We start from the raw sequence: 18,417 nt of genomic DNA, 5'->3' as shown, positions 1-18,417 counted from the left end.
CGAAAAAAGGCGGCCCCGCAGGACCGCCCCCTTTTGCGCGACCGCGCTGCCGCCCGGTCAGGCGGGCAGCTTGTCCTTGTTGTAGATCGCCGCAGCGGCGCGGAGGATCTCGAGGATCTTCTCCTGCGCCTTGGGCTCGTCGACCTCTTCCATCGCGGCCAGCTCGCGCGCGAGGCGGCTGGTGGCGGCCTCGAAGATCTGGCGCTCGGAATAGCTCTGCTCGGGCTGGTCGTCGGCGCGGAACAGATCGCGGACCACTTCGGCGATCGACACCAGGTCGCCCGAGTTGATCTTCGCCTCATATTCCTGCGCGCGCCTGGACCACATGGTGCGCTTCACCTTGGGCTTGCCCTTCAGCGTGTCCATCGCCTCGCGCATCGTCTTTTCGGACGACAGCTTGCGCATGCCGACGCTTTCGGCCTTGTTGGTCGGCACGCGGAGCGTCATCCGCTCCTTTTCGAACCGCAGCACATAGAGTTCGAGGGTCATGCCCGCGATTTCCGAGCGTTGCAGCTCGATCACCCGGCCGACGCCGTGCTTGGGGTAGACGACATAGTCACCGACATCGAAGGACAGAGCCTTGACAGCCATGTAGGGCCTTTCCGTGGATCACGTGCCCGATCGACGCAAAGACCGCGGCGCGAACGCCGCGGACAGGAGACCGACGGGGACGATAGGTTCGAACACACTCCGGAGCGGGCGGCGCATGCCAGCGCGCCCGTCGCGAATGCCATAGCACGCTCGCAACAAAATTACCAGCAATTCGAATCGGTCGCGCGCCCGAGCGCGCCCGCAGCGCGCCCGCAACGCGACTCAGTCGCCCGCGCCCGGCTCCGGCGAGAAGAACTTGTCGAACTTGCCCTCGACGCCCTTGTACGCATCCGCGTCGGCCGGCGTCTGGTTCGCGTTGCGCGTGACGTTGGGCCATTGCGCGGAGAAGGTGGTGTTCAGCTCCAGCCACTGTTCCAGCCCGGATTCGGTATCGGGCAGGATCGCCTCGGCCGGGCATTCGGGCTCGCACACGCCGCAGTCGATGCACTCGCTGGGATTGATGACGAGCATGTTCTCGCCCTCGTAGAAGCAATCGACCGGACACACCTCGACACAGTCCATGTACTTGCAGCGGATGCAGGCATCGGTGACGACGTAGGTCATTGGTCTCGCTCCCTGTCCGACAACGGGCCGGACGAACGGCCGTCTGCTATGCGCGGTTCCCGATTGCGTCAATCTTGGCCGTGCTCCTGCGAGACGTTCGCACGGCCCGCGAGATCCTCGTAACAGCCCTGCGCCTCCGCCGCCGGCCCCCGGCGCAGCGGCAGCGCGACGACGCGGATCGCGCGCACCCGGCCCTGCGCGGCGAAGGTCAGCACGTTGCCGACGCGCACCGGGCAATGCGCCCGGTCGATCGCGCGGCCGTCGAGCCGCAGATGGCCGTCCTCCGCCAGCGCCTGCGCGACCGTCCGCGTCTTCGCCAGCCGCGCGAACCAGAGGAACCGGTCGAGCCGCATCCCCGCGCCCTCAGCCATGGCGCGCCAGCACCGCGAGCGCGGCAAAGGCGTTGCTCGCCGCGGGCGGCGGCGGCGCGACGGCGCGCACCGGCGGTCGCCCGCGCCACACCCAGCGCGCCTGATCGCCCTTGACGCTGCGAAACCCCAGCTCGGCCATCAGCCGGTCGAGGCTGGCGGGTTCGAGGCCGATCGACACCGACAGCGCGGGATCGGGCGCGAACGGCGCGCGCCCGGCACGCGCGTCATGCGCGGCGCGCGCGATCCGCTCGACCAGATCGATCCGCACCGCCTGGTTGCCCAGGGGGCGAAAGCCGGCGGCCAGCGTCGCACCGGCGCCGCCGCGCGGGATCACCGTCGCGCCGGTGGGGGCGCCCGCGACCGATTCGCCGCGCACGCCGAGCAGCGCGACGCGCCACGCCGCGGCGGCGGGTTTGAGGAGTCTGGGATCGAACAGGTCGAGCGCCCCGATCGTCACGCCCATCTGCCGCAGCCGCTTGCGCTCGTCGGGCGACAGCGCGTCGATCGAACCGCGTAGCGGCACGCGCGCGGCGATCCCGCCCGCCGCCTCCAGCTCGCCCGCGACGATCCGCAGCGCCGGCGACGCGGCGGGATCGCGCGCCGCCTCCGCCAGCCGGCCGAGCAGGGGCGCGTAGCGCGCGAACATCGCAGCGAGCCAGCGCTCGATCCGCTCGGCGATCTTTGCACGCACGCCCTTGTCGAGGCAGTCGAGATCGCGTTCGAGAACAAGCTTCGGCCGCGCCAGCGAAGCGCCGGGCGCGAGCGTCGCGACGCGGTGGCCGTTCCACAACACCACGGGCCGGCCTCGCCCATTCTCTCCGTTCGTGTCCAACAACGCTTCGAGCCCGAACGCCGCGTCCTCGGCGGCGACCAGCGCCTGCGCACGCCGGGCGCGCTCGCCCACCAGCCGCTTTTCCGCCGCCGCCAGCAACAGCCGCTTGTCGCCCGCGCGCGCATCGCTCGCCACCGTGAAGCGAAACCCGTCGAGGCGGCCGATCGCATGATCCTCGACCATCACCTCGCCCTCGGGCCCGATCGTCACCGGCAACACGCCCGAATCGGCGCCGATCTGGCGCATCAGCGCGGTGGTGCGCTTGTCGACGAAACGCTGCGTCAGACCGGCGTGGAGCGCGTCCGACAATCGCTCCTCCAGCGCGCGGGTGCGTTCGGCCCAAAGTGCGGGATCGGCCAGCCAGTCGCCGCGCTGCGCGATATACGCCCACGTCCGCACCGAGGCGATGCGACCCGCCAGCACCTCGACATCGCCCGCCACCGTATCGAGCCGGGCGATCTCGTCGGCGAACCATTGGTGCGGCAGATAGCCGTTGCCCTCGCTCAAATGGCCGAACAGCCGCGAGACGAAGCGCGCATGCGGATCGAGACCCACCTTGCGGAAATCGGGCACGCTCGCCGCCGCCCACAGCCGCGCGACCATGTTCGGCCCGCGCGCCCGGTCGCGCACCCAATGTTCCTCGGCCAGCCGCTTCAGCACGCCCAGATCGATTGCCTGCGGTGCGGCGCGCAGCACGCCCGCGGGCGGCTTGGCCTCCAGGCTGGCGACCAGCGCGTCGATCGAGCGCATGTCGGGCTCGCCGTCGCGCCAGTAGAGCGTCTCCAGCCGCGGGAAGCGATGCTCCTCGATCGCGAGCACCTCTTCGGGCAGGAACGCGCCCGGCCCCTCGTCCACCAGCGCGCCGAACGTGCCGTCGCGCTGGTGTCGCCCCGCGCGGCCCGCGATCTGCGCCATCTCGGCGACGGTGAGGCGGCGCTGGCGGCGGCCGTCGAACTTGTCGAGGCTGGCGAACGCGACATGCGCTACGTCCATGTTAAGCCCCATGCCGATCGCGTCCGTGGCGACCAGATAATCCACCTCGCCCGCCTGGAACATCGCGACCTGCGCGTTGCGCGTGCGCGGCGACAGCGCGCCCATCACCACCGCCGCGCCGCCGCGCAGCCGCCGCAGCATCTCGGCCACCGCGTACACCTCCTCCGCCGAGAAGGCGACGATGGCGGAGCGCTTGGGCAGCCGGCTGATCTTGCGCGCGCCGGCATAGGTGAGCGTCGAGAAACGCGGGCGGTTGACGATCTCGACATCGGGCACCAGCGCCTTGACCATCGGGCGCAGCGCTTCGGAGCCGAGGATCATCGTCTCCTCACGCCCGCGCTTGCGCAGCAGGCGGTCGGTGAAGACATGGCCGCGTTCGGGATCGGCGCCCAGTTGCGCCTCGTCCAGCCCGACGAACGCCACGTCGCGATCGGGCATCGATTCGGCGGTGCACAGGAACCAGCGCGCGTCCTTGGGCACGACGCGCTCCTCGCCCGTCACCAGCGCGACGCGCTCGGGCCCCTTGATCGCGACCACCCGGTCGTAGATCTCGCGCGCCAGCAGCCGGAGCGGAAAGCCGATCATCCCGCTCGAATGCGCGCACATCCGCTCGACCGCGAGATGCGTCTTCCCCGTGTTGGTGGGCCCGAGCACGGCCGTGACGGCGCCGGAGGACCTGGCGTTCATGGCGTCTAACATCGGGGATCGGGCGCCTGGGCGCAATGGGCGATCCCGTTGGTTTCGCGCCCGAAACCGTTAGGCGCGGCGATGTCACGTCCGGTCGCACCGGGCTCGGCGGTTAATTTGACTTTAGCATGTGCGCGCCACAACGACCGTTCCTGCGCCGGGCAATCGGCACGATCTGGGGTGGTGCGGCGTGTTCCTGCGTGACGAGACCGGGGTGGAGCTGGCGGGCGGCACGAACGCGCGCGGCTTCGGCCGTGCGCTGGCGGTGCCGACCGCGCCCACCACGTCCGCGCGCTTCCATGGCTGGGCCGCGCAGATCGACTGGGTGCCGGATCTGGGCATGCAGGTCGGCACGCGGACCTGGTGGCGCGGCCTCGCCACCTGCACCGCGCTGTGCGCCGCCACCTGGGCGCTCTCCCCCGGCTTCGACCGGCCGCTGCCCGGCCTCGTTCCCGCGCCGCTCTCCGGCGCCGCTTGGGAAGAGGGCCGCGCGCAGGGCATCGCCCCGCTCGCCTGGGGCGGCGACACCGGGCGGCACATGGCCGCCAACGACCTCGTCCGCCCGCTCGCCGAAGCGCCCGAACGACCGAGCGTCGATCTCGCCGCGACCCTGGGCGAAGGCGACACGTTCGATCACGCGCTGGTCCGCGCCGGCGTCGGGCGCGCCGATGCGCAGGCCGCCGCCGCGCTGATCACGCAGGCGGTGCCGCTGGCCGACATCCCCTCGGGCACGCGGATCGCGCTCACGCTTGGGCGCCGATCCAGCCGCACGGTGCCGCGCCCGCTCGACCGACTCGAACTGCGCGCGCGCTTCGATCTGGCGCTCGGCCTGGCGCGCACGGGCGGCACGCTCGCGATGCAGCGCCAGCCGATCGCGGTGGACGCCACGCCGCTGCGCCTCCAGGGGCTGGTCGGCGCCAGCCTGTACCGCGCCGCGCGCGCGGCGGGAGCGCCGGCCAAGGTCGTCGAATCCTTCATCAAGGCGCTGGCGACCAAGATGTCGGTCGGTCGCGACATCGGCGCGTCGGACCGGTTCGACCTGATCGTGGAGCGCGAGCGCGCCGCCACCGGCGAGACGCGGATCGGCCGGCTGCTCTTCGCCGGGATCGACCAGGGCGCGCATGCGGTGCGGCTCGTCCGCTTCGGCGACGACGCGAACACCCCCTGGTACGACGCGAACGGCCAGAGCGAGACGGAGGGGCAGATGGGCATGCCCGTCGCCGGCCATGTCACCTCGGGCTTCGGGATGCGCTTCCATCCGATCCTCGGCTTTACGCGGATGCACAAGGGGATCGACATCGGCGCGCCCTGGGGCACGCCGATCTATGCCGTGGTCGACGGGCAGGTGCAGTTCGCCGGGCGCACCGCGGGTTACGGCAATTTCATCAAGCTGGCCCATGGCGGCGGTCTCGCCACCGGCTATGGCCATCTCAGCCGGATCGCGGTGGCACCGGGATCGCGCGTCGTGCGCGGGCAGGTGATCGGCTATGTCGGGTCGACCGGCATGTCGACCGGCCCGCATCTCCACTGGGAGGTCTGGCGCGGCGGGGTCGCGATCAACCCCGCGACGATCGCCTTCTCGCAGATCTCGCGCCTGTCGGGCGAACGGCTGCGCGCGTTCAAGGCGCGGGTAGCGGACCTGCTCGCGGTGAAGGTCGGCGGCTGAGGCTTGAGACGTTAGCGTGATCGAATCACGAATCCGTTCGTGCTGAGCGTGTCGAAGCACGCTCCCCGCGCTCGCACCGTCGCGTTCTGAACAGGCTCTTCGAGAAGCTCAGGGCGAACGGATCAAGAGAACGTCATTAGACTTTGGGCGGCACCGGCTGCCCTACACGCGCGATCCGTGCCAGACTCGAACCGGCGCCGATCGACGTGCGGACATGCGGCATGCCCGAACGGTCCGCTGCGTGCCCACTTCGGCAACTTCGGGCCGGCGGCGTCCCGGCTTATTTGCCCTGCGCCCGCCAGCGCCCGATGGTGCGGCTGATGATGCCGTCCTCGCCGCCCACGTCGCGCCACAATTGCGAGAACACCGGATCGTCCGATGCCGGCCGCTTCGTCTCGGGCAGGTCGTCGAACCGCACCCGGATCGGCACCGCGACACCCTCGCCGCAGATGATGCACTCGCGGTTCCTGAGCGCCGGGATCGAATCGAGGAACCCGCGCGCGCCCTCGGGCATCGCCGCGCGGACGAACGCCTGGTCGCGCTCGTTGTTGAGGCGCATCGCGACGATCGTGCCGCACTGCGACAGCACGCCCTCCTCCAGATCGGAGGGTCGCTGCGTGATGAGCCCCAGGCTGACGCCATATTTGCGCCCCTCCTTGGCGATCCGGCCGAGGATGCGGCCGACCGACGACGTCTGCCCCGCGGTCGCGCTCGGCACGTAGCGGTGCGCCTCCTCGCAGACGAGCAGCACCGGCCGCTTCGGCTCGTTGCGCGACCAGAGCGCGAAGTCGAACGTCATCCGCGCGAGCACCGCCACCACCACCGCGGTGATGTCCGACGGCACGCCCGACACGTCGACGATCGAGATCGGCTTGCCGTCGCCCGGCAGGCGGAAGATGCGCTGGAGGAAGCTCGCCATCGCATCGGCGACGAGCATGCCTGAGAACATGAAGCCGTAGCGCGGATCGGCCTTGATCTCGTCGATCTTGGTCTTCAGCCGCAGATAGGGCGCGGTGTCGCCGGCGCGGTCCATCTTGCCCATTTCCAGGCTGATGAGGCTGGTGAGATCGCTCAGCAGATACGGCACCGGCGCATCCACCGTCAGCTTGCCGATCTCCTGCCCGATCCGCCCCTTGGCGCGCGCGGCGAGCAGGCATTTGGCGAGGATGTCGCCATCGATCTGCCGCTCGCTGCCCGTGGTGGTGAGGAAGACCTCGCAATGCTCCTCGAAGTTCATCAGCCAATAGGGCATCTGGAGATTGTTGACGTCGTAGATCGCGCCATTGCCCGTGAACGCCGCAGCATATTCGCCGTGCGGATCGATCATCACGATATGGCCCTCGGGCGCCAGCTCGCAGATCCGGTGGAGGATCAGCGCGGCGGCGGTCGATTTGCCCGTGCCGGTCGATCCGACGAGCGCGAAATGCTTGCCGAGCATCGCATCGACATACAGCGCGGCGCGCACGTCGCGCGTCGGATAGACCGATCCGACGACGATATGCGCGCGGTCGTCCGCGGCATAGATCTGCTTCAGGTCGGCGGTCGCGACCGCATGGACCGGGCAGCCGGGGATCGGATAGCGCGTCACGCCGCGGCGAAAATTGTAGAGCTTGCCCGTCAGCCGCTCCTCGTCGCCTTCGCCGAGGAAATCGATATCGGCCAGCACGCCGCCGCTCGCGGCGTCGAGCGTCAACGCGCGCACGTTGGCGGCGAGCCAGCTTCCGCCGACGCGCATCTTGATCTGGCTGCCGAGCGTACCCGCGGCAGCAATCACCGGATCGGGGTCACCCGACAGCGACTCGACCGCGACGGGATCGAGCAGTACCCGGCTGCTGGAGCCGGCGACCGACAGCACATGGCCGATCGGCAGCGTCGCCGCCATGGCGATTGGCGTGGCGAGAACGGTCGCCCCTTCGAAAGAGTCGCGGCCGGGCATCAGCGTCATGGCGTCATCCTGTAAACGCATATCGATTCGGCTATGCGACACAGGCGTAAATATTGCGTAAGTCACTCCAGCGGCGGGCGTTATCGACGGCCGGCGATCCAGCCGGCGCCCCAGCCCAGCACCACCGACAGCGCAACCGCAGCCAGGCCATAAAGGAACGCCGAGCGGTCCGCCGCGCGCGCCACGAATCGCTCGAACCCCGATTTGCGGATATCGATCGTTCGCACCGCCGCCGCCAGCACATGGCCGTCGCGGATCAGGAACGTCTCCGCGGTGAAGCGCCCGATCGGCACGCGTGCCGGGATCGTGACGCGCGCGCGGTACAGCACGCCTTCGCTGATTTGGACGGCATGGGGCGCCTCGACATACAGGCCCGCGCGCCGTTTCAGCCCCACCAGCCCACGCGCGAACCGGTCCTGCACCGCGGGCGGGGCGTTGGAGACCGGGGAGAGCTGGAGGCTGTCGAGCCCCAATTCGTAGATCGCGCGCGTCCGATCGTCGATCAGCGTACCGATCGGCCGCGACGACGCGATCGCATAGAAGGACGGCGCAGACCGATAGCGCAGCCGCGACGCATTCACCCAGATGCCCGCCACGCGCTCCTTCTCGCGCACCAGGATCGCCTGGGTCGGCCCCTTCACCACCACCACCACATCGGTCGGCCGATCGCCATCGGGCAGGCGGCCGCCGGGATAGAGGATCGCGCCGAACAACAGCAGCTCGGCACCGGTGAAGCTGTACGCGATCTCGATGTCGCGCTGCGACACGTCGGGCACGAGGACGGGCTTAGACAGGGGCGCCGCCGCGCCCGTCAGCAGCGGGACCAGCACGAGCGCGAGCGCCCGGCGCTTCACCACGCGCCGACCGTGTACAATTCCGCCGGGGTGCGCACGAGGCCGAGCACGATCCGCACCGCCAGCGCCAGCACGACCAAACCGAGCACGAGCCGCAGATATTCGGGCTTCACCTTCGTCGCGAACCGCGCACCGAGCTGCGCGCCCACCACGGATCCGACGAGCAGCAATCCCGCCAGCACGATGTCCACCGCCTTGGTCGTCAGCGCGTGCATCATCGTGGCGAAGGCGGTGACGAACAGCGTCTGGAAGAGCGAGGTACCGACCACCACCTGCGTCGCCATGCCGAGCAGATAGATCATCGCCGGCACCAGGATGAACCCGCCGCCGACGCCCAGCAGGATCGTCAGGATGCCCGTGCCGAACCCCAGCAGCAGCGGCGCCAGCGGTGATATGTAGAGCCCTGATTTGTAGAAACGCGTGCGCAGCGGAAGCGCCGCCACCATCGGATGGTGCCGCCGCTTGGCGGCGCGCGGCCGCACATGGCCCCGCGCGGCGAGGATCGTGCGCAGCGATTCGCGCGTCATCAATTGCCCGATCCAGCCGAGCATCACGACATAGACGAGCGCGATCACCGTATCGATCTGGCCGCTTTCCTGGAGCAGGCGGAACAGCCACGCGCCGCAGAACGCGCCGACGATGCCGCCGGCCACGAGTACGCCGCCCATCTTCATGTCGACCCCGCCGCGGCGGACATGCGCGAACACGCCCGAGATGCTGGCGCCCGTCACCTGGCTGGCCGACGACGCGGCCGCGACCGTAGGGGGAATGCCATAGACGATGAGCAGCGGCGTGGTGAGAAACCCGCCGCCGATCCCGAACATGCCCGACAACAGCCCCACCCCACCGCCGAGCAGCACCACGAGCAGCGCGTTGACCGACAGATTGGCGATGGGAAGATAGACGTCCACGCCCGAACCGTTAGCCGTCTTCGCCCGCGCCCGCCAGCGGCGGCACCGCGGCCGCTCGCCGTTCAGGCCACCGGGTAGCGCAGCCGCCCGACGAACCGCGAAAGGCTCGGCCGGTGCGCGGCGCGCTTGAGGATGCCCGCCTTGGCCTTTTCGAAGCGCATGATCCCGGCGATCCGGCGATCGAGAAAGGCGCGGGTGTCGGCGGCGTTCTCGCTGTCGTCATCGAGGAACACGGTGACGGTGGCGCCATAGACGCCCAGCAGGATCGTGCGCTTGGTATAATGGTTGTAATCGGTCGCGGTGTCGCCGGCACGGCGCCAGATCCGGTCGACCGTCCGCCAGCCGAGCCGCGCGGCGTGCGCGACGTTCTGCGGCATCGCGAGGATCGCCAGCGCGCGGCGCAGCGCCTCGCGGTTGGGCAGCATCGTGTCCAGCCGCGCCCCGATCTGCGTGGCGATCCGGTCGCGGACCTTCATCGCATCCAGCCGGTCCACCGGAACCTGCGCCGCCATCGCCGCATCGATGGTTTCGAACCAGGCGTCGATCATGTCCGCCGCGCCTTGCGGGAAAGCGAGCCGCGCCACGTCGGGATCGATCCCCTGGGCTTCGGCCGCCATGTCGCGGGCGGCGTCACCCCAGCCGTCGAACGCGGCATTCGCGGCGATCTCGGGGGCCAGCCGCTCGCGGATCTCGTCCAGGGTCCAGTCGGTCATCACGCGTCCTCTGCCATCGGCGGCACCGCGGGCGCAAGCCGCGGCGTGCGGCGCACGAGCACCAGCGCCGCCGCCACCAACGCCACGCCGACGAGATCGGGTGCGCCCAGCCGCTCGTCATAAACCACCCAGCCGATCGCCCCCGCCACGATCGGCTGGGTCAGCAACGCGATGCCGATGACGAGCGGGCTCAATTGGCCGAGCGCATAGATCATCAGCCCCTGCCCCACCACCTGGCTGACGAGCGCGAGCCCGATCAGCGACCCCCAGGCATGCGGCACGATCCGCTCGCCGAGCAGCATGGCAAAGGCCAGCAGCGGCAGGATGCTGGCCAGCGTCGCAAGCGCGAGCGCCGGAAGCGACGCCATCGTCGCGCGCACCCGCAGCATCAGGATGAAATACAGCGCATAGAGGATCCCGGCGAGCAGGCAGAGCAGGTCCCCGCCCAGATGCCGCGGATCGAGCTGGTAGGATCGCCCCAGCAACAAGGCGCCGCCCGACAGCGCGAGCAGCAAGGCCGCACCCTGCGCACGGCCAGGCCAGGCACGCGCCACGAGGAAGCCATAGACCGGAAAGATCAGCGTGGCCGAATTGCCGAACAGCGTCGCGTTGGCGAGCGTGGTGCGCACGATGCCGAGATGCCAGAAGCCGAGATCCGCCGCGAACGCCACGCCCGATATCGCCAGCAGCGCCCACAGGCTGCCCGTCAGCCGCCCCGGCCTCGCCCCGCTGGCGAACGCGGCGACGCACAGGAGCGGCGCGGCGAGCAATATCCGCCAGAACGCCGCCGCCACCGGCCCGGTATCGGCCATCCGCACGAACCACGGCCCGAACGCCAGCGCGGCATTGGCCGCGATCACCGCCGCGAAGGCCCGCGCGGGCGGCTTTGCCACGGGGGTAGAAAATCTTTGCGGGGCCCGGCGATGCATGGCGCGCTGTAACGCCCTATCTGACGCGCGTCAGGTCCATAAGGAGCCCCCATGCCCAACCTTTTCGATGCCATCCGCGTCGGCGCGATCGATGCGCCCAACCGAATCTTCATGGCGCCGCTCACGCGCGGCCGTGCCGATCGGCAAGCCGTCCCCACCGCGATGATGGCGGACTATTATGCGCAGCGCGCCGGCGCGGGCATCATCATCACCGAAGCCACCGGCATCAGCCGCGAAGGACTGGGCTGGCCGTTCGCGCCGGGCCTGTGGACCGACGAACAGACCGAGGCGTGGAAGCCCGTCGTGGGCGCGGTCCATGCCGCCGGCGGCCGGATCGTCGCGCAATTGTGGCATATGGGCCGTCAGGTCCATTCGTCGGTGATCGGCGGCCAGCCGGTGTCGTCGTCCGCCACCGCGACCAAGGGGCAGGCGCATACCTATGACGGCAAGCAGGATTTCGAGACGGCGCGCCCGCTCGACATCGACGAGATCCCGCGGCTGCTGGAGGATTACGAAAATGCCACGCGGAACGCGATCGCCGCGGGCTTCGACGGCGTACAGATCCACGGCGCGAATGGCTATCTGATCGACCAGTTCCTGCGCGACAACGCCAATTTCCGCGACGATCGCTATGGCGGCAGCCCGGAGAACCGCATTCGCCTGCTTCGTGAGGTAACCGAGCGGGTCGCCGCGACGATCGGTGCGGATCGCACCGGCGTGCGCCTGTCGCCCAACGGCGATTCGCAAGGCGTCGACGACAGCGATCCGAAGTCGGTGTTCGTGCCCGCCGCCAAGGCGCTGTCCGAGATCGGCATCGCCTTTCTCGAGCTGCGCGAGCCCGGCCCCGACGGCACCTTCGGCCGCACCGACGTTCCCAAGCTCTCGCCCGAGATCCGTCAGGCCTATGACGGCGTGCTGGTGCTCAACTCGGACTATCACAAGGACGACGCGAACGCCGCGATCGAAGACGGCCGCGCCGATGCGATCGCGTTCGGCCGCCCGTTCATCTCCAACCCCGACCTGCCCGAGCGCCTGCGCAACGACGCACCGCTTGCGCCGGACGACATGAAGACGTGGTACAGCCAGGGTCCCGAGGGCTATATTGATTATCCGGCGCTCGAGACGGCGACGGCGTAACGTCGCTGCCATCCTCCCTCGCCGGTGGCGGGGGAGGATCCGCCTCACCCTCGCGCGACGATCGCGTCTAACCGCCGCGTCGCCCATTTGCGCCCCTGGGTGCCCGCGCCGAGCAGATGGATCATCACCGGCGCCGCGAACAACCACGGGAATGCCGCGACGCCCGCGGCGAAGACGATCACGGCGACGAGCGTGGCCCATTTCATCCATTCGAACCGCCCGGCGAGCACGGGATCGAGCGCGATCGTGCGCGGCGCCTTCGCGTCGTAAAGACGGTGGGTCATCACCTCGGCGGTGCCGTCGAACCGCGTGCGGTGCGGCCAATGGCGCGAAAGGCCCGTCGCTGGCCGCGGCGCGGCGGGCTCGGCATTTGCGGGCCGTTGCACTGCCGGAACACCGGCACGCGTGTCGATCACCTCCAGCCGCCGTCCGCGCTCGACCACGCGGTAGCGCGAAGGCGGCGCCGGGTTCACCGGGTGAAGCGATCCTTGAGCGCCAGCATCGCGAGTGCCGCCTTGGCCGCCGCGCCGCCCTTGTCGAGCTGCGCGCGATCGGCGCGAACGATCGCCTGCGCCTCGTCCTCGGTCGTCAGGATGCCGTTGCCGATCGCAAGGCCGTCCATCGACAGCGCCATCAGCCCGCGCGCGCTTTCACCCGCGACGATCTCGAAATGATAGGTCTCGCCCCGGATCACGACGCCCAGCGCGACATAGGCGTCGTACAATTCGGTCTCGGCGGCGAGCGCGATCGCACCTGGCACCTCCAGCGCGCCGGGCACGGTGATCGTGCTGTGCGTGTGTCCCGCCGCCTCGATCGCGGTACGCGCGCCGGCCAGCAGCATGTCGTTCAGATGGTCGTAGAATCGCGCTTCGACGATCAGGATATCGGCCATGTCTATTCGCCTCCGGTGCCGGGAATGGGCCGCTCGCCGACGATCGAGAGGCCATAGCCTTCCAACGCCACCAGCGTGTGGTGCGTGTTGGTGAGCAGCACCATTTCCTCGACGCCCAATTCGGCCAGGATCTGCGCGCCCACGCCGTAATCGCGCAGCTCTTCGACCTCGGGCGCACCCGCGCCCTTGCCCTCGCCGCGCAGCCGGATGAAGCGCGAGACCGAATCCTTCATCGGCCGGTTGATGACGACGATCACCCCGGTGCCCTCCGCCGCGATCGCCTCCATCGAACGCGACAGCAGCCCCGAACGCTCGGACGCCTCGCCGAACATGTCGACGAAGAAGGAGGCGGTGTGCATCCGCACGAGCGTGGGCCTGGCCGGATCGATCCGCCCCTTCACCAGCGCGATCGTCTCGTCGCCGGTGGCCTTGTTGTGGAAGGTCATCGCCTGCCACTGGCCGCCCCAGCGCGAGTCGAAGCTCATCTCGGCGCGTTTCTCGACGAGATGGTCGTGGCGGCGGCGATAGGCGATCAGGTCGCGGATCGTGCCGATCCGGAGATTGTGGAGCTGCGCGAAGGCGACCAGATCGTCCATCCGGCTCATCGTGCCGTCGTCGTTCATGATCTCGCAGATCACGCCCGAGGGATTGAGACCCGCGAGCCGCGCCACGTCCACCGCCGCCTCGGTATGGCCGGCGCGTACCAGCACGCCGCCGTCGCGCGCCACCAGCGGGAAGACATGGCCGGGCGTCACGATCTCGTCGCGGCCCTTGCCCGAATCGATCGCCACCGCGACCGTCCGCGCGCGGTCCGCCGCGGAGATGCCCGTCGTGACGCCGTCGCGCGCCTCGATCGAGGTGGTGAACGCGGTTTCGTGCCGGGTGCCGTTGTTGCGGCTCATCAGCCCCAGGCCGAGTTCCTCCACGCGCCGCTTCGTCAGAGCAAGACAGATCAGGCCGCGGCCGTGGCGCGCCATGAAGTTGATCTTCTCGGGCGTGGCCATCTGGGCGGGAATGACGAGATCGCCCTCGTTCTCGCGATCCTCGTCGTCCACCAGGATGAACATCCGGCCGTTCCGGGCTTCGTCCACGATCTCCTCCGGCGTGGAGAGGAAGCCGTGGCGCAGGCGCGCGAGTTCAGGCTTTGGCACGGTAATGCTCCATCCGTCGGAGATAGCGGGCGAGGACGTCGATCTCGACATTGACGGCGTCGCCCTGGCGCAGCCGCCCCAGTGTCGTCGCGCCCTGGGTATGCGGGATCACGTTCACGGCGAAGGTGGCGCCATCCTCGGCATCCTCCACCGTGTTCACGGTGAGCGACACGCCGTCGATCGTGACCGAACCCTTGGCCGCGACGAACGGCGCGAGATCGAGCGGCAGCGCAAAGGCGATCCGCTTCGAATCGCCGTCGGGCGTGACGGACGCGACGGTCGCGATCCCGTCGACATGGCCGGTGACGATATGGCCGCCCAATTCATCCCCCAGCCGCATCGCGCGTTCGAGGTTGAGCGCGGCGCCCTCCACCCACATCGCCGGCGCGGTGCGCGCGATCGATTCGCCCGACACGTCGACCGCGAACGCGCCCGGTGCCTTGTCGACCACGGTGAGGCACACGCCCGAGCACGCGATCGACGCGCCCAGATCGATGCCGGCGGTGTCATAGGCGGTTTCGATCACGACTCGCGTGTCGCCGGTGCGGGTGACGCGCGCGATGCGGCCGATATCGGTGATGATCCCGGTGAACATGGGCTGCTCCTAGCGCGTCCGTCGATGGATTTCGAGGGCATCGGGACCGAAGCGCCGCCGGTCCTCCAGCCGCCAGCGGCCATGCGCCGCGGCCAGATCGGCCAGACCGATGTCGCCCAGCGCCTGCCGCCCCGTGCCGATCAGGATCGGCGCGCGGTAGAGCAGCAACCGATCGACCAGATCCGCAGCGAGGAACGCGGCCGCCACCTGCGCGCCGCCCTCGACCAGCAGGTGATCGCCCGCCAGCGTCGCGACGGCGGCGGGCGTTGGGATGACCGTCCAGCCGTCCAACCCGCCCTCGGCGCACGTCCTCGACAGCATCACCCTTTGCGGGGCCCGTTCCTCCAGCCCCGGCAACCGCACGTCGAGCACCGGCGCGTCGGCCTGGTACGTCCCCCGCCCCACGAGGATCGCTTCGTGCCGGCTGCGCTCCAGATGCGCGTGCGCGCGCGCCCCGGGGCCGGTAATCCACCGGCTGCGCCCGTCCGCCAGCGCGATGCAGCCATCGAGCGACGTGGCGAGCTTCAGCGTCACGAACGGCCGCCCCAATACCCGCCGCGTCAGGAATCCCGCCATCGACGCCCGCGCCTCGGCCTCGCGCACGCCCGTCTCGACGGCGATGCCCGCCGAGCGCAGCCGCGCGAAGCCGGCACCCGCGGTGCGCGGATCGGGATCCTCCAGCGCGGCGACGACGCGCGCGACGCCGGCGGCCGCCAGCAGATCCGAACAGGCGGGCCCGCGCGGCGACACGTGCGCGCACGGCTCCAGCGTCACATAGGCGGTGGCTCCGCGCGCGGCGGCGCCCGCCTGCGCCAGGGCCATCGCCTCGGCATGCGGGCGGCCGCCCGGCTGCGTCCAGCCGCGGCCGACGACGCGGCCCTGATTGACGATCATGCAGCCGACATTGGGGTTGGGCGCGGTGCGGCCCTGCGTGCGCGACGCGAGCGCCAGCGCCGCGCCCATCCAGGCCACCCCGTCCTCGCCGCGGACCGTGGTCAGATTCCGTACGCCTTCAGCCGATCGTCCAGCCGCTTGAACTGCGCCTGGAGCGCCGCGCGCTTTTCGGCCTCGGCCTTGAGGCGCTTGTCCTTCGCCGCCTGGTCGATCACCTGCTGCGCGCGGATCTGCGCGTCGGTGCGGTCCAGCGTCCATTGCTGCACATATTGGATCTGCGGCCGATAGACCGGCTTCACGTCGTTGCCGTCGCGCAGGAACGCGTAGACGAACACGCCCGTCACGACCACCGCCAGCGCGAGAAAGCCCAGTTCGTACGGCTCGCGCTGAAGGAGAAACCCCCGAAGGTCCTTATAGGCGCGGATCGGCGACAGGCGGCTGAAGAACGGCATGGGCGAAAGATAGGGGCACGGGGCGGCGGCTGCCAGCCCCGCGTGCCGATCGGACGGATGCTATTCCTGCAGCACGAAGCGGAGCGCCATCGTCCGCCACGTTTCGACCGGAATGCCGTCGCGCGTGGCCGGTCGGAACCGCCAGCGGCTGGTCGCGCGCTCCTGCGTGGCGCGGAAGAACGCGTCGGATGTCGCGCTGACGCGCTCCACCTGCTTCACGCGCCCGTCCACGCCGACGAGCACGCGCACGACGACACGCCCTTCGCGCCCCGCCCGGCGCTCGTCCGCCGGATAGGCGGGCTGGAGATCGGCGGCGTACCGCGGATCGACCATCGCCTCGACCAGCACCGGGGCGGGGCTGGCGGTGGGCGCAGGGTCCACCGAGACGCCGCCGATCCCGGCCCCTGCGCTCGGGATCGGCGCGGGATCGGGCGTGGTCGCCACCGGCGCGGATTGGAGCGGCAGCGTCACGATCGGGATCGGCGCCTCGACCGGATGTGCGGAAGCGGTCGACGGGTGCGGCTCCGGCGGCGTCCGCAACTCGGGCGGTGGCGGATCGGTCGGGACGCTATAGGTCTTCAGCGGCGGGTCGACCGGCACCTTCAGCACATGCGGTGCGGCCAGCCAGAGCGCGCCCAGTGCCACACCGTTCACCGCCAGCGCTATCGCCAGGCTGCCGGGTTTGAATCCTTCGGGATTGCGTCGATCCGCGTACATCGGGCCGTCTCCTGTCTCTCCTTGCGGTCGAATGGCCGCAAGGCGGATGCTACGCCTTTGTACGCCGCTGCAAAGCGCAAAATGGGGATCAGGCGGCGAGCCGCACCAGCGTCCGCGCGCGACCGATCAGCGGCAGCAGCGCCGCCATGTCGGGGCCATGGTCGCGCCCCGTCAGCGCCCGGCGCAGCGGCAGGAACAAGGCCTTGCCCTTGCGCCCCGTCTCCATCTTCAGCGCAGACGTCAGCGCATGCCAGGGATCGGCGCCCCATTCGATCGTCGCCGCGAGCGCCTGCGCCTGCGCCAGATAGGCGCGGTCGTCGGCGTCGGGCGCGGGCGCGGGCGCGTCGATCGGCCCCTCGATCACCCGCCACCAGTCCGCCGCCTCGCCGACCGTGGCGAGATTGGGCCGCACCGCCAGCCACTCGGCCTCGCCCATCCCCGCCGGCAGCCGGTCGGCCACTTCGGCATAGCGCAGCGCGTGGACGATCCGCGCGCTCAGTTGCGCCAGTTCGTCCTCGTCGAAGCGCGCGGGCGCGCGGCCGAAATGCGCGAAATCGAAGCCGGCGATCAGCGGATCCATATCGGCCAGCGGCTCGACCGGATCGCTGGTGCCGATCCGCGCGAGCAGCGCGCGCACCGCCTGCGGCTCGATCCCCTCGTCGCGGAACTGCGCGACGCCCACCGATCCCAGCCGCTTCGACAGCTTGCCCTCCGCCCCCGTCAGCAGCGCCTCGTGCGCGAAGGCGGGCGGCGTCGCACCCATCGCATCGAACATCTGGAGCTGGAGCGCGGTGTTGGACACATGATCCTCGCCGCGCACCACATGCGTGATGCCCATGTCGACATCGTCGATCGCGGAGGGCAGCATGTAGAGCCACGATCCGTCGGCGCGGCGGATCACCGGATCGCTCATCGTGGCGGCGTCGAAATGCTGGGGCCCGCGGATCCGGTCGTCCCACGCGATCGGCGCGTCGTGATCCAGCCGGAAGCGCCAGTGCGGGCGGATGCCCTGCGCCTCGAGCACCGCGCGGTCGTCGTCGTCCAGCCCCAGCGCGGCGCGGTCATAGACCGGCGGCAGGCCGCGGCCGCGCGCGATCTTGCGCTTCAGATCCAGTTCCTGCGCGGTCTCATAGGCGGGATAGATCCGGCCGCTCGCCACCAATGCGGCAAAGCGCATTTCGTAGAGCGCGAAGCGTTCCGACTGGCGCACCACCGCATCGGGCACGAGACCCAGCCAGGCGAGATCGGCATGGATCGCGTCGGCGAACCGCTCCTCGCTGCGCTCGGCATCGGTATCGTCGAGCCGCAGCAGAAACCGCCCGCCATTCTTCTTTGCCCACAACCAGTTGTGCAGCGCGGCGCGGATGTTGCCGACATGGAGCAGCCCGGTGGGCGACGGCGCGAAGCGGGTGACGATCATGCGCCATCGCCTAGGTGGTCGTCCCGCCCGCCGCAACGCTCCCTTTCCCTCCCGCCTCCATCCCCGATCCCGTCATGGGTGACGAAAATCGCCAGGCACTGCG

At 70.1% G+C, this 18,417-nt stretch carries 19 protein-coding genes; 2 read left to right on the top strand and 17 right to left on the bottom strand.

Annotation, left to right across the window (positions count from 1 at the left end; genetic code table 11):
* Window positions 1-57 precede the first annotated feature (57 nt).
* The 4 genes from OXQ95_RS12340 to OXQ95_RS12325 all read right to left on the bottom strand — a co-directional run bounded on the left by OXQ95_RS12340 (window position 58) and on the right by OXQ95_RS12325 (window position 4,038).
* Window positions 58-591: a CarD family transcriptional regulator gene (locus OXQ95_RS12340; protein WP_242097376.1), complete on the bottom strand. Its 534-nt coding sequence runs from the start codon at window positions 589-591 to the stop codon at window positions 58-60.
* Between the two features lie 222 nt (window positions 592-813).
* Window positions 814-1,155 carry a ferredoxin FdxA gene (fdxA, locus tag OXQ95_RS12335; protein ID WP_267381818.1) on the bottom strand — a complete coding sequence of 114 codons (342 nt, stop codon included), beginning with the start codon at window positions 1,153-1,155 and terminating at the stop codon, window positions 814-816.
* Window positions 1,156-1,223: 68 nt separating this feature from the next.
* Window positions 1,224-1,526 carry an RNA-binding S4 domain-containing protein gene (locus OXQ95_RS12330; RefSeq protein WP_242097372.1) on the bottom strand — a complete coding sequence of 101 codons (303 nt, stop codon included), beginning with the start codon at window positions 1,524-1,526 and terminating at the stop codon, window positions 1,224-1,226.
* Window positions 1,519-4,038 carry a helicase-related protein gene (locus OXQ95_RS12325; RefSeq protein ID WP_267381817.1) on the bottom strand — a complete coding sequence of 840 codons (2,520 nt, stop codon included), beginning with the start codon at window positions 4,036-4,038 and terminating at the stop codon, window positions 1,519-1,521. Before OXQ95_RS12325 ends, OXQ95_RS12330 begins: the two co-directional genes overlap by 8 nt.
* 130 nt (window positions 4,039-4,168) lie before the next feature.
* Between OXQ95_RS12325 and OXQ95_RS18735 the strand changes: the two genes are divergently transcribed.
* A complete protein-coding gene (locus OXQ95_RS18735) occupies window positions 4,169-5,704 on the top strand; it encodes a M23 family metallopeptidase (protein ID WP_346731954.1) in 1,536 nt (511 codons plus the stop codon).
* 280 nt (window positions 5,705-5,984) lie between these two features.
* Here OXQ95_RS18735 and OXQ95_RS12315 read toward each other — a convergent pair whose 3' ends face one another.
* The 5 genes from OXQ95_RS12315 to OXQ95_RS12295 form a co-directional block, all read right to left on the bottom strand.
* Window positions 5,985-7,586, bottom strand: coding sequence for a DUF87 domain-containing protein (locus OXQ95_RS12315; protein WP_267381900.1), 1,602 nt, complete (start codon window positions 7,584-7,586; stop codon window positions 5,985-5,987).
* 143 nt (window positions 7,587-7,729) lie between these two features.
* Window positions 7,730-8,503 (bottom strand): TIGR02186 family protein, encoded by a 774-nt coding sequence (locus OXQ95_RS12310; RefSeq protein WP_267381899.1) that lies wholly within the window; start codon window positions 8,501-8,503, stop codon window positions 7,730-7,732.
* Window positions 8,500-9,414: a sulfite exporter TauE/SafE family protein gene (locus tag OXQ95_RS12305; protein ID WP_267381816.1), complete on the bottom strand. Its 915-nt coding sequence runs from the start codon at window positions 9,412-9,414 to the stop codon at window positions 8,500-8,502. Before OXQ95_RS12305 ends, OXQ95_RS12310 begins: the two co-directional genes overlap by 4 nt.
* Before the next feature lie 62 nt (window positions 9,415-9,476).
* The gene (locus OXQ95_RS12300; RefSeq protein ID WP_267381815.1) at window positions 9,477-10,127 is read right to left on the bottom strand and encodes a COQ9 family protein; all 651 of its coding nucleotides are present in this window, start codon (window positions 10,125-10,127) and stop codon (window positions 9,477-9,479) included.
* A complete protein-coding gene (locus OXQ95_RS12295; RefSeq protein ID WP_242097366.1) occupies window positions 10,127-11,056 on the bottom strand; it encodes a DMT family transporter in 930 nt (309 codons plus the stop codon). The genes OXQ95_RS12300 and OXQ95_RS12295 overlap by 1 nt, the downstream gene beginning before the upstream one ends.
* Before the next feature lie 51 nt (window positions 11,057-11,107).
* Between OXQ95_RS12295 and OXQ95_RS12290 the strand changes: the two genes are divergently transcribed.
* Window positions 11,108-12,193, top strand: coding sequence for an alkene reductase (locus OXQ95_RS12290; RefSeq protein ID WP_242097365.1), 1,086 nt, complete (start codon window positions 11,108-11,110; stop codon window positions 12,191-12,193).
* Window positions 12,194-12,237: 44 nt separating this feature from the next.
* Here the strand turns inward: OXQ95_RS12290 and OXQ95_RS12285 are convergent, their stop codons facing one another.
* From OXQ95_RS12285 to gltX, 8 genes are all read right to left on the bottom strand, one after another.
* The gene (locus tag OXQ95_RS12285; protein ID WP_267381814.1) at window positions 12,238-12,666 is read right to left on the bottom strand and encodes a hypothetical protein; all 429 of its coding nucleotides are present in this window, start codon (window positions 12,664-12,666) and stop codon (window positions 12,238-12,240) included.
* Complete coding sequence (gene ribH, locus OXQ95_RS12280) at window positions 12,663-13,085, bottom strand: 6,7-dimethyl-8-ribityllumazine synthase (protein ID WP_242097362.1); 423 nt, start codon at window positions 13,083-13,085, stop codon at window positions 12,663-12,665. Before ribH ends, OXQ95_RS12285 begins: the two co-directional genes overlap by 4 nt.
* Window positions 13,086-13,087: 2 nt before the next feature.
* Window positions 13,088-14,287: a 3,4-dihydroxy-2-butanone-4-phosphate synthase gene (gene ribB, locus OXQ95_RS12275; protein ID WP_242097361.1), complete on the bottom strand. Its 1,200-nt coding sequence runs from the start codon at window positions 14,285-14,287 to the stop codon at window positions 13,088-13,090.
* Window positions 14,223-14,831 carry a riboflavin synthase gene (locus OXQ95_RS12270; RefSeq protein ID WP_267381813.1) on the bottom strand — a complete coding sequence of 203 codons (609 nt, stop codon included), beginning with the start codon at window positions 14,829-14,831 and terminating at the stop codon, window positions 14,223-14,225. The genes ribB and OXQ95_RS12270 overlap by 65 nt, the downstream gene beginning before the upstream one ends.
* 9 nt (window positions 14,832-14,840) lie before the next feature.
* A complete protein-coding gene (ribD, locus tag OXQ95_RS12265; protein ID WP_267381898.1) occupies window positions 14,841-15,794 on the bottom strand; it encodes a bifunctional diaminohydroxyphosphoribosylaminopyrimidine deaminase/5-amino-6-(5-phosphoribosylamino)uracil reductase RibD in 954 nt (317 codons plus the stop codon).
* A gap of 32 nt (window positions 15,795-15,826) precedes the next feature.
* Window positions 15,827-16,177 carry a hypothetical protein gene (locus tag OXQ95_RS12260; protein ID WP_242097359.1) on the bottom strand — a complete coding sequence of 117 codons (351 nt, stop codon included), beginning with the start codon at window positions 16,175-16,177 and terminating at the stop codon, window positions 15,827-15,829.
* 60 nt (window positions 16,178-16,237) lie between these two features.
* On the bottom strand, window positions 16,238-16,894 hold the full coding sequence (locus OXQ95_RS12255) for a TonB family protein (RefSeq protein ID WP_242097358.1): 657 nt from the start codon (window positions 16,892-16,894) through the stop codon (window positions 16,238-16,240).
* 88 nt (window positions 16,895-16,982) lie between these two features.
* The gene (gene gltX, locus OXQ95_RS12250; RefSeq protein WP_267381812.1) at window positions 16,983-18,314 is read right to left on the bottom strand and encodes a glutamate--tRNA ligase; all 1,332 of its coding nucleotides are present in this window, start codon (window positions 18,312-18,314) and stop codon (window positions 16,983-16,985) included.
* Between the last annotated feature and the right edge of the window lie 103 nt (window positions 18,315-18,417).

The organism is Sphingomonas sp. GC_Shp_6 (assembly GCF_026540835.1).
Classification (GTDB): Bacteria; Pseudomonadota; Alphaproteobacteria; order Sphingomonadales; family Sphingomonadaceae; genus Sphingomonas.
The sequence above is the reverse complement of the archived record's forward strand: the minus strand, read 5'-3'. Positions and strand labels throughout refer to the sequence as shown.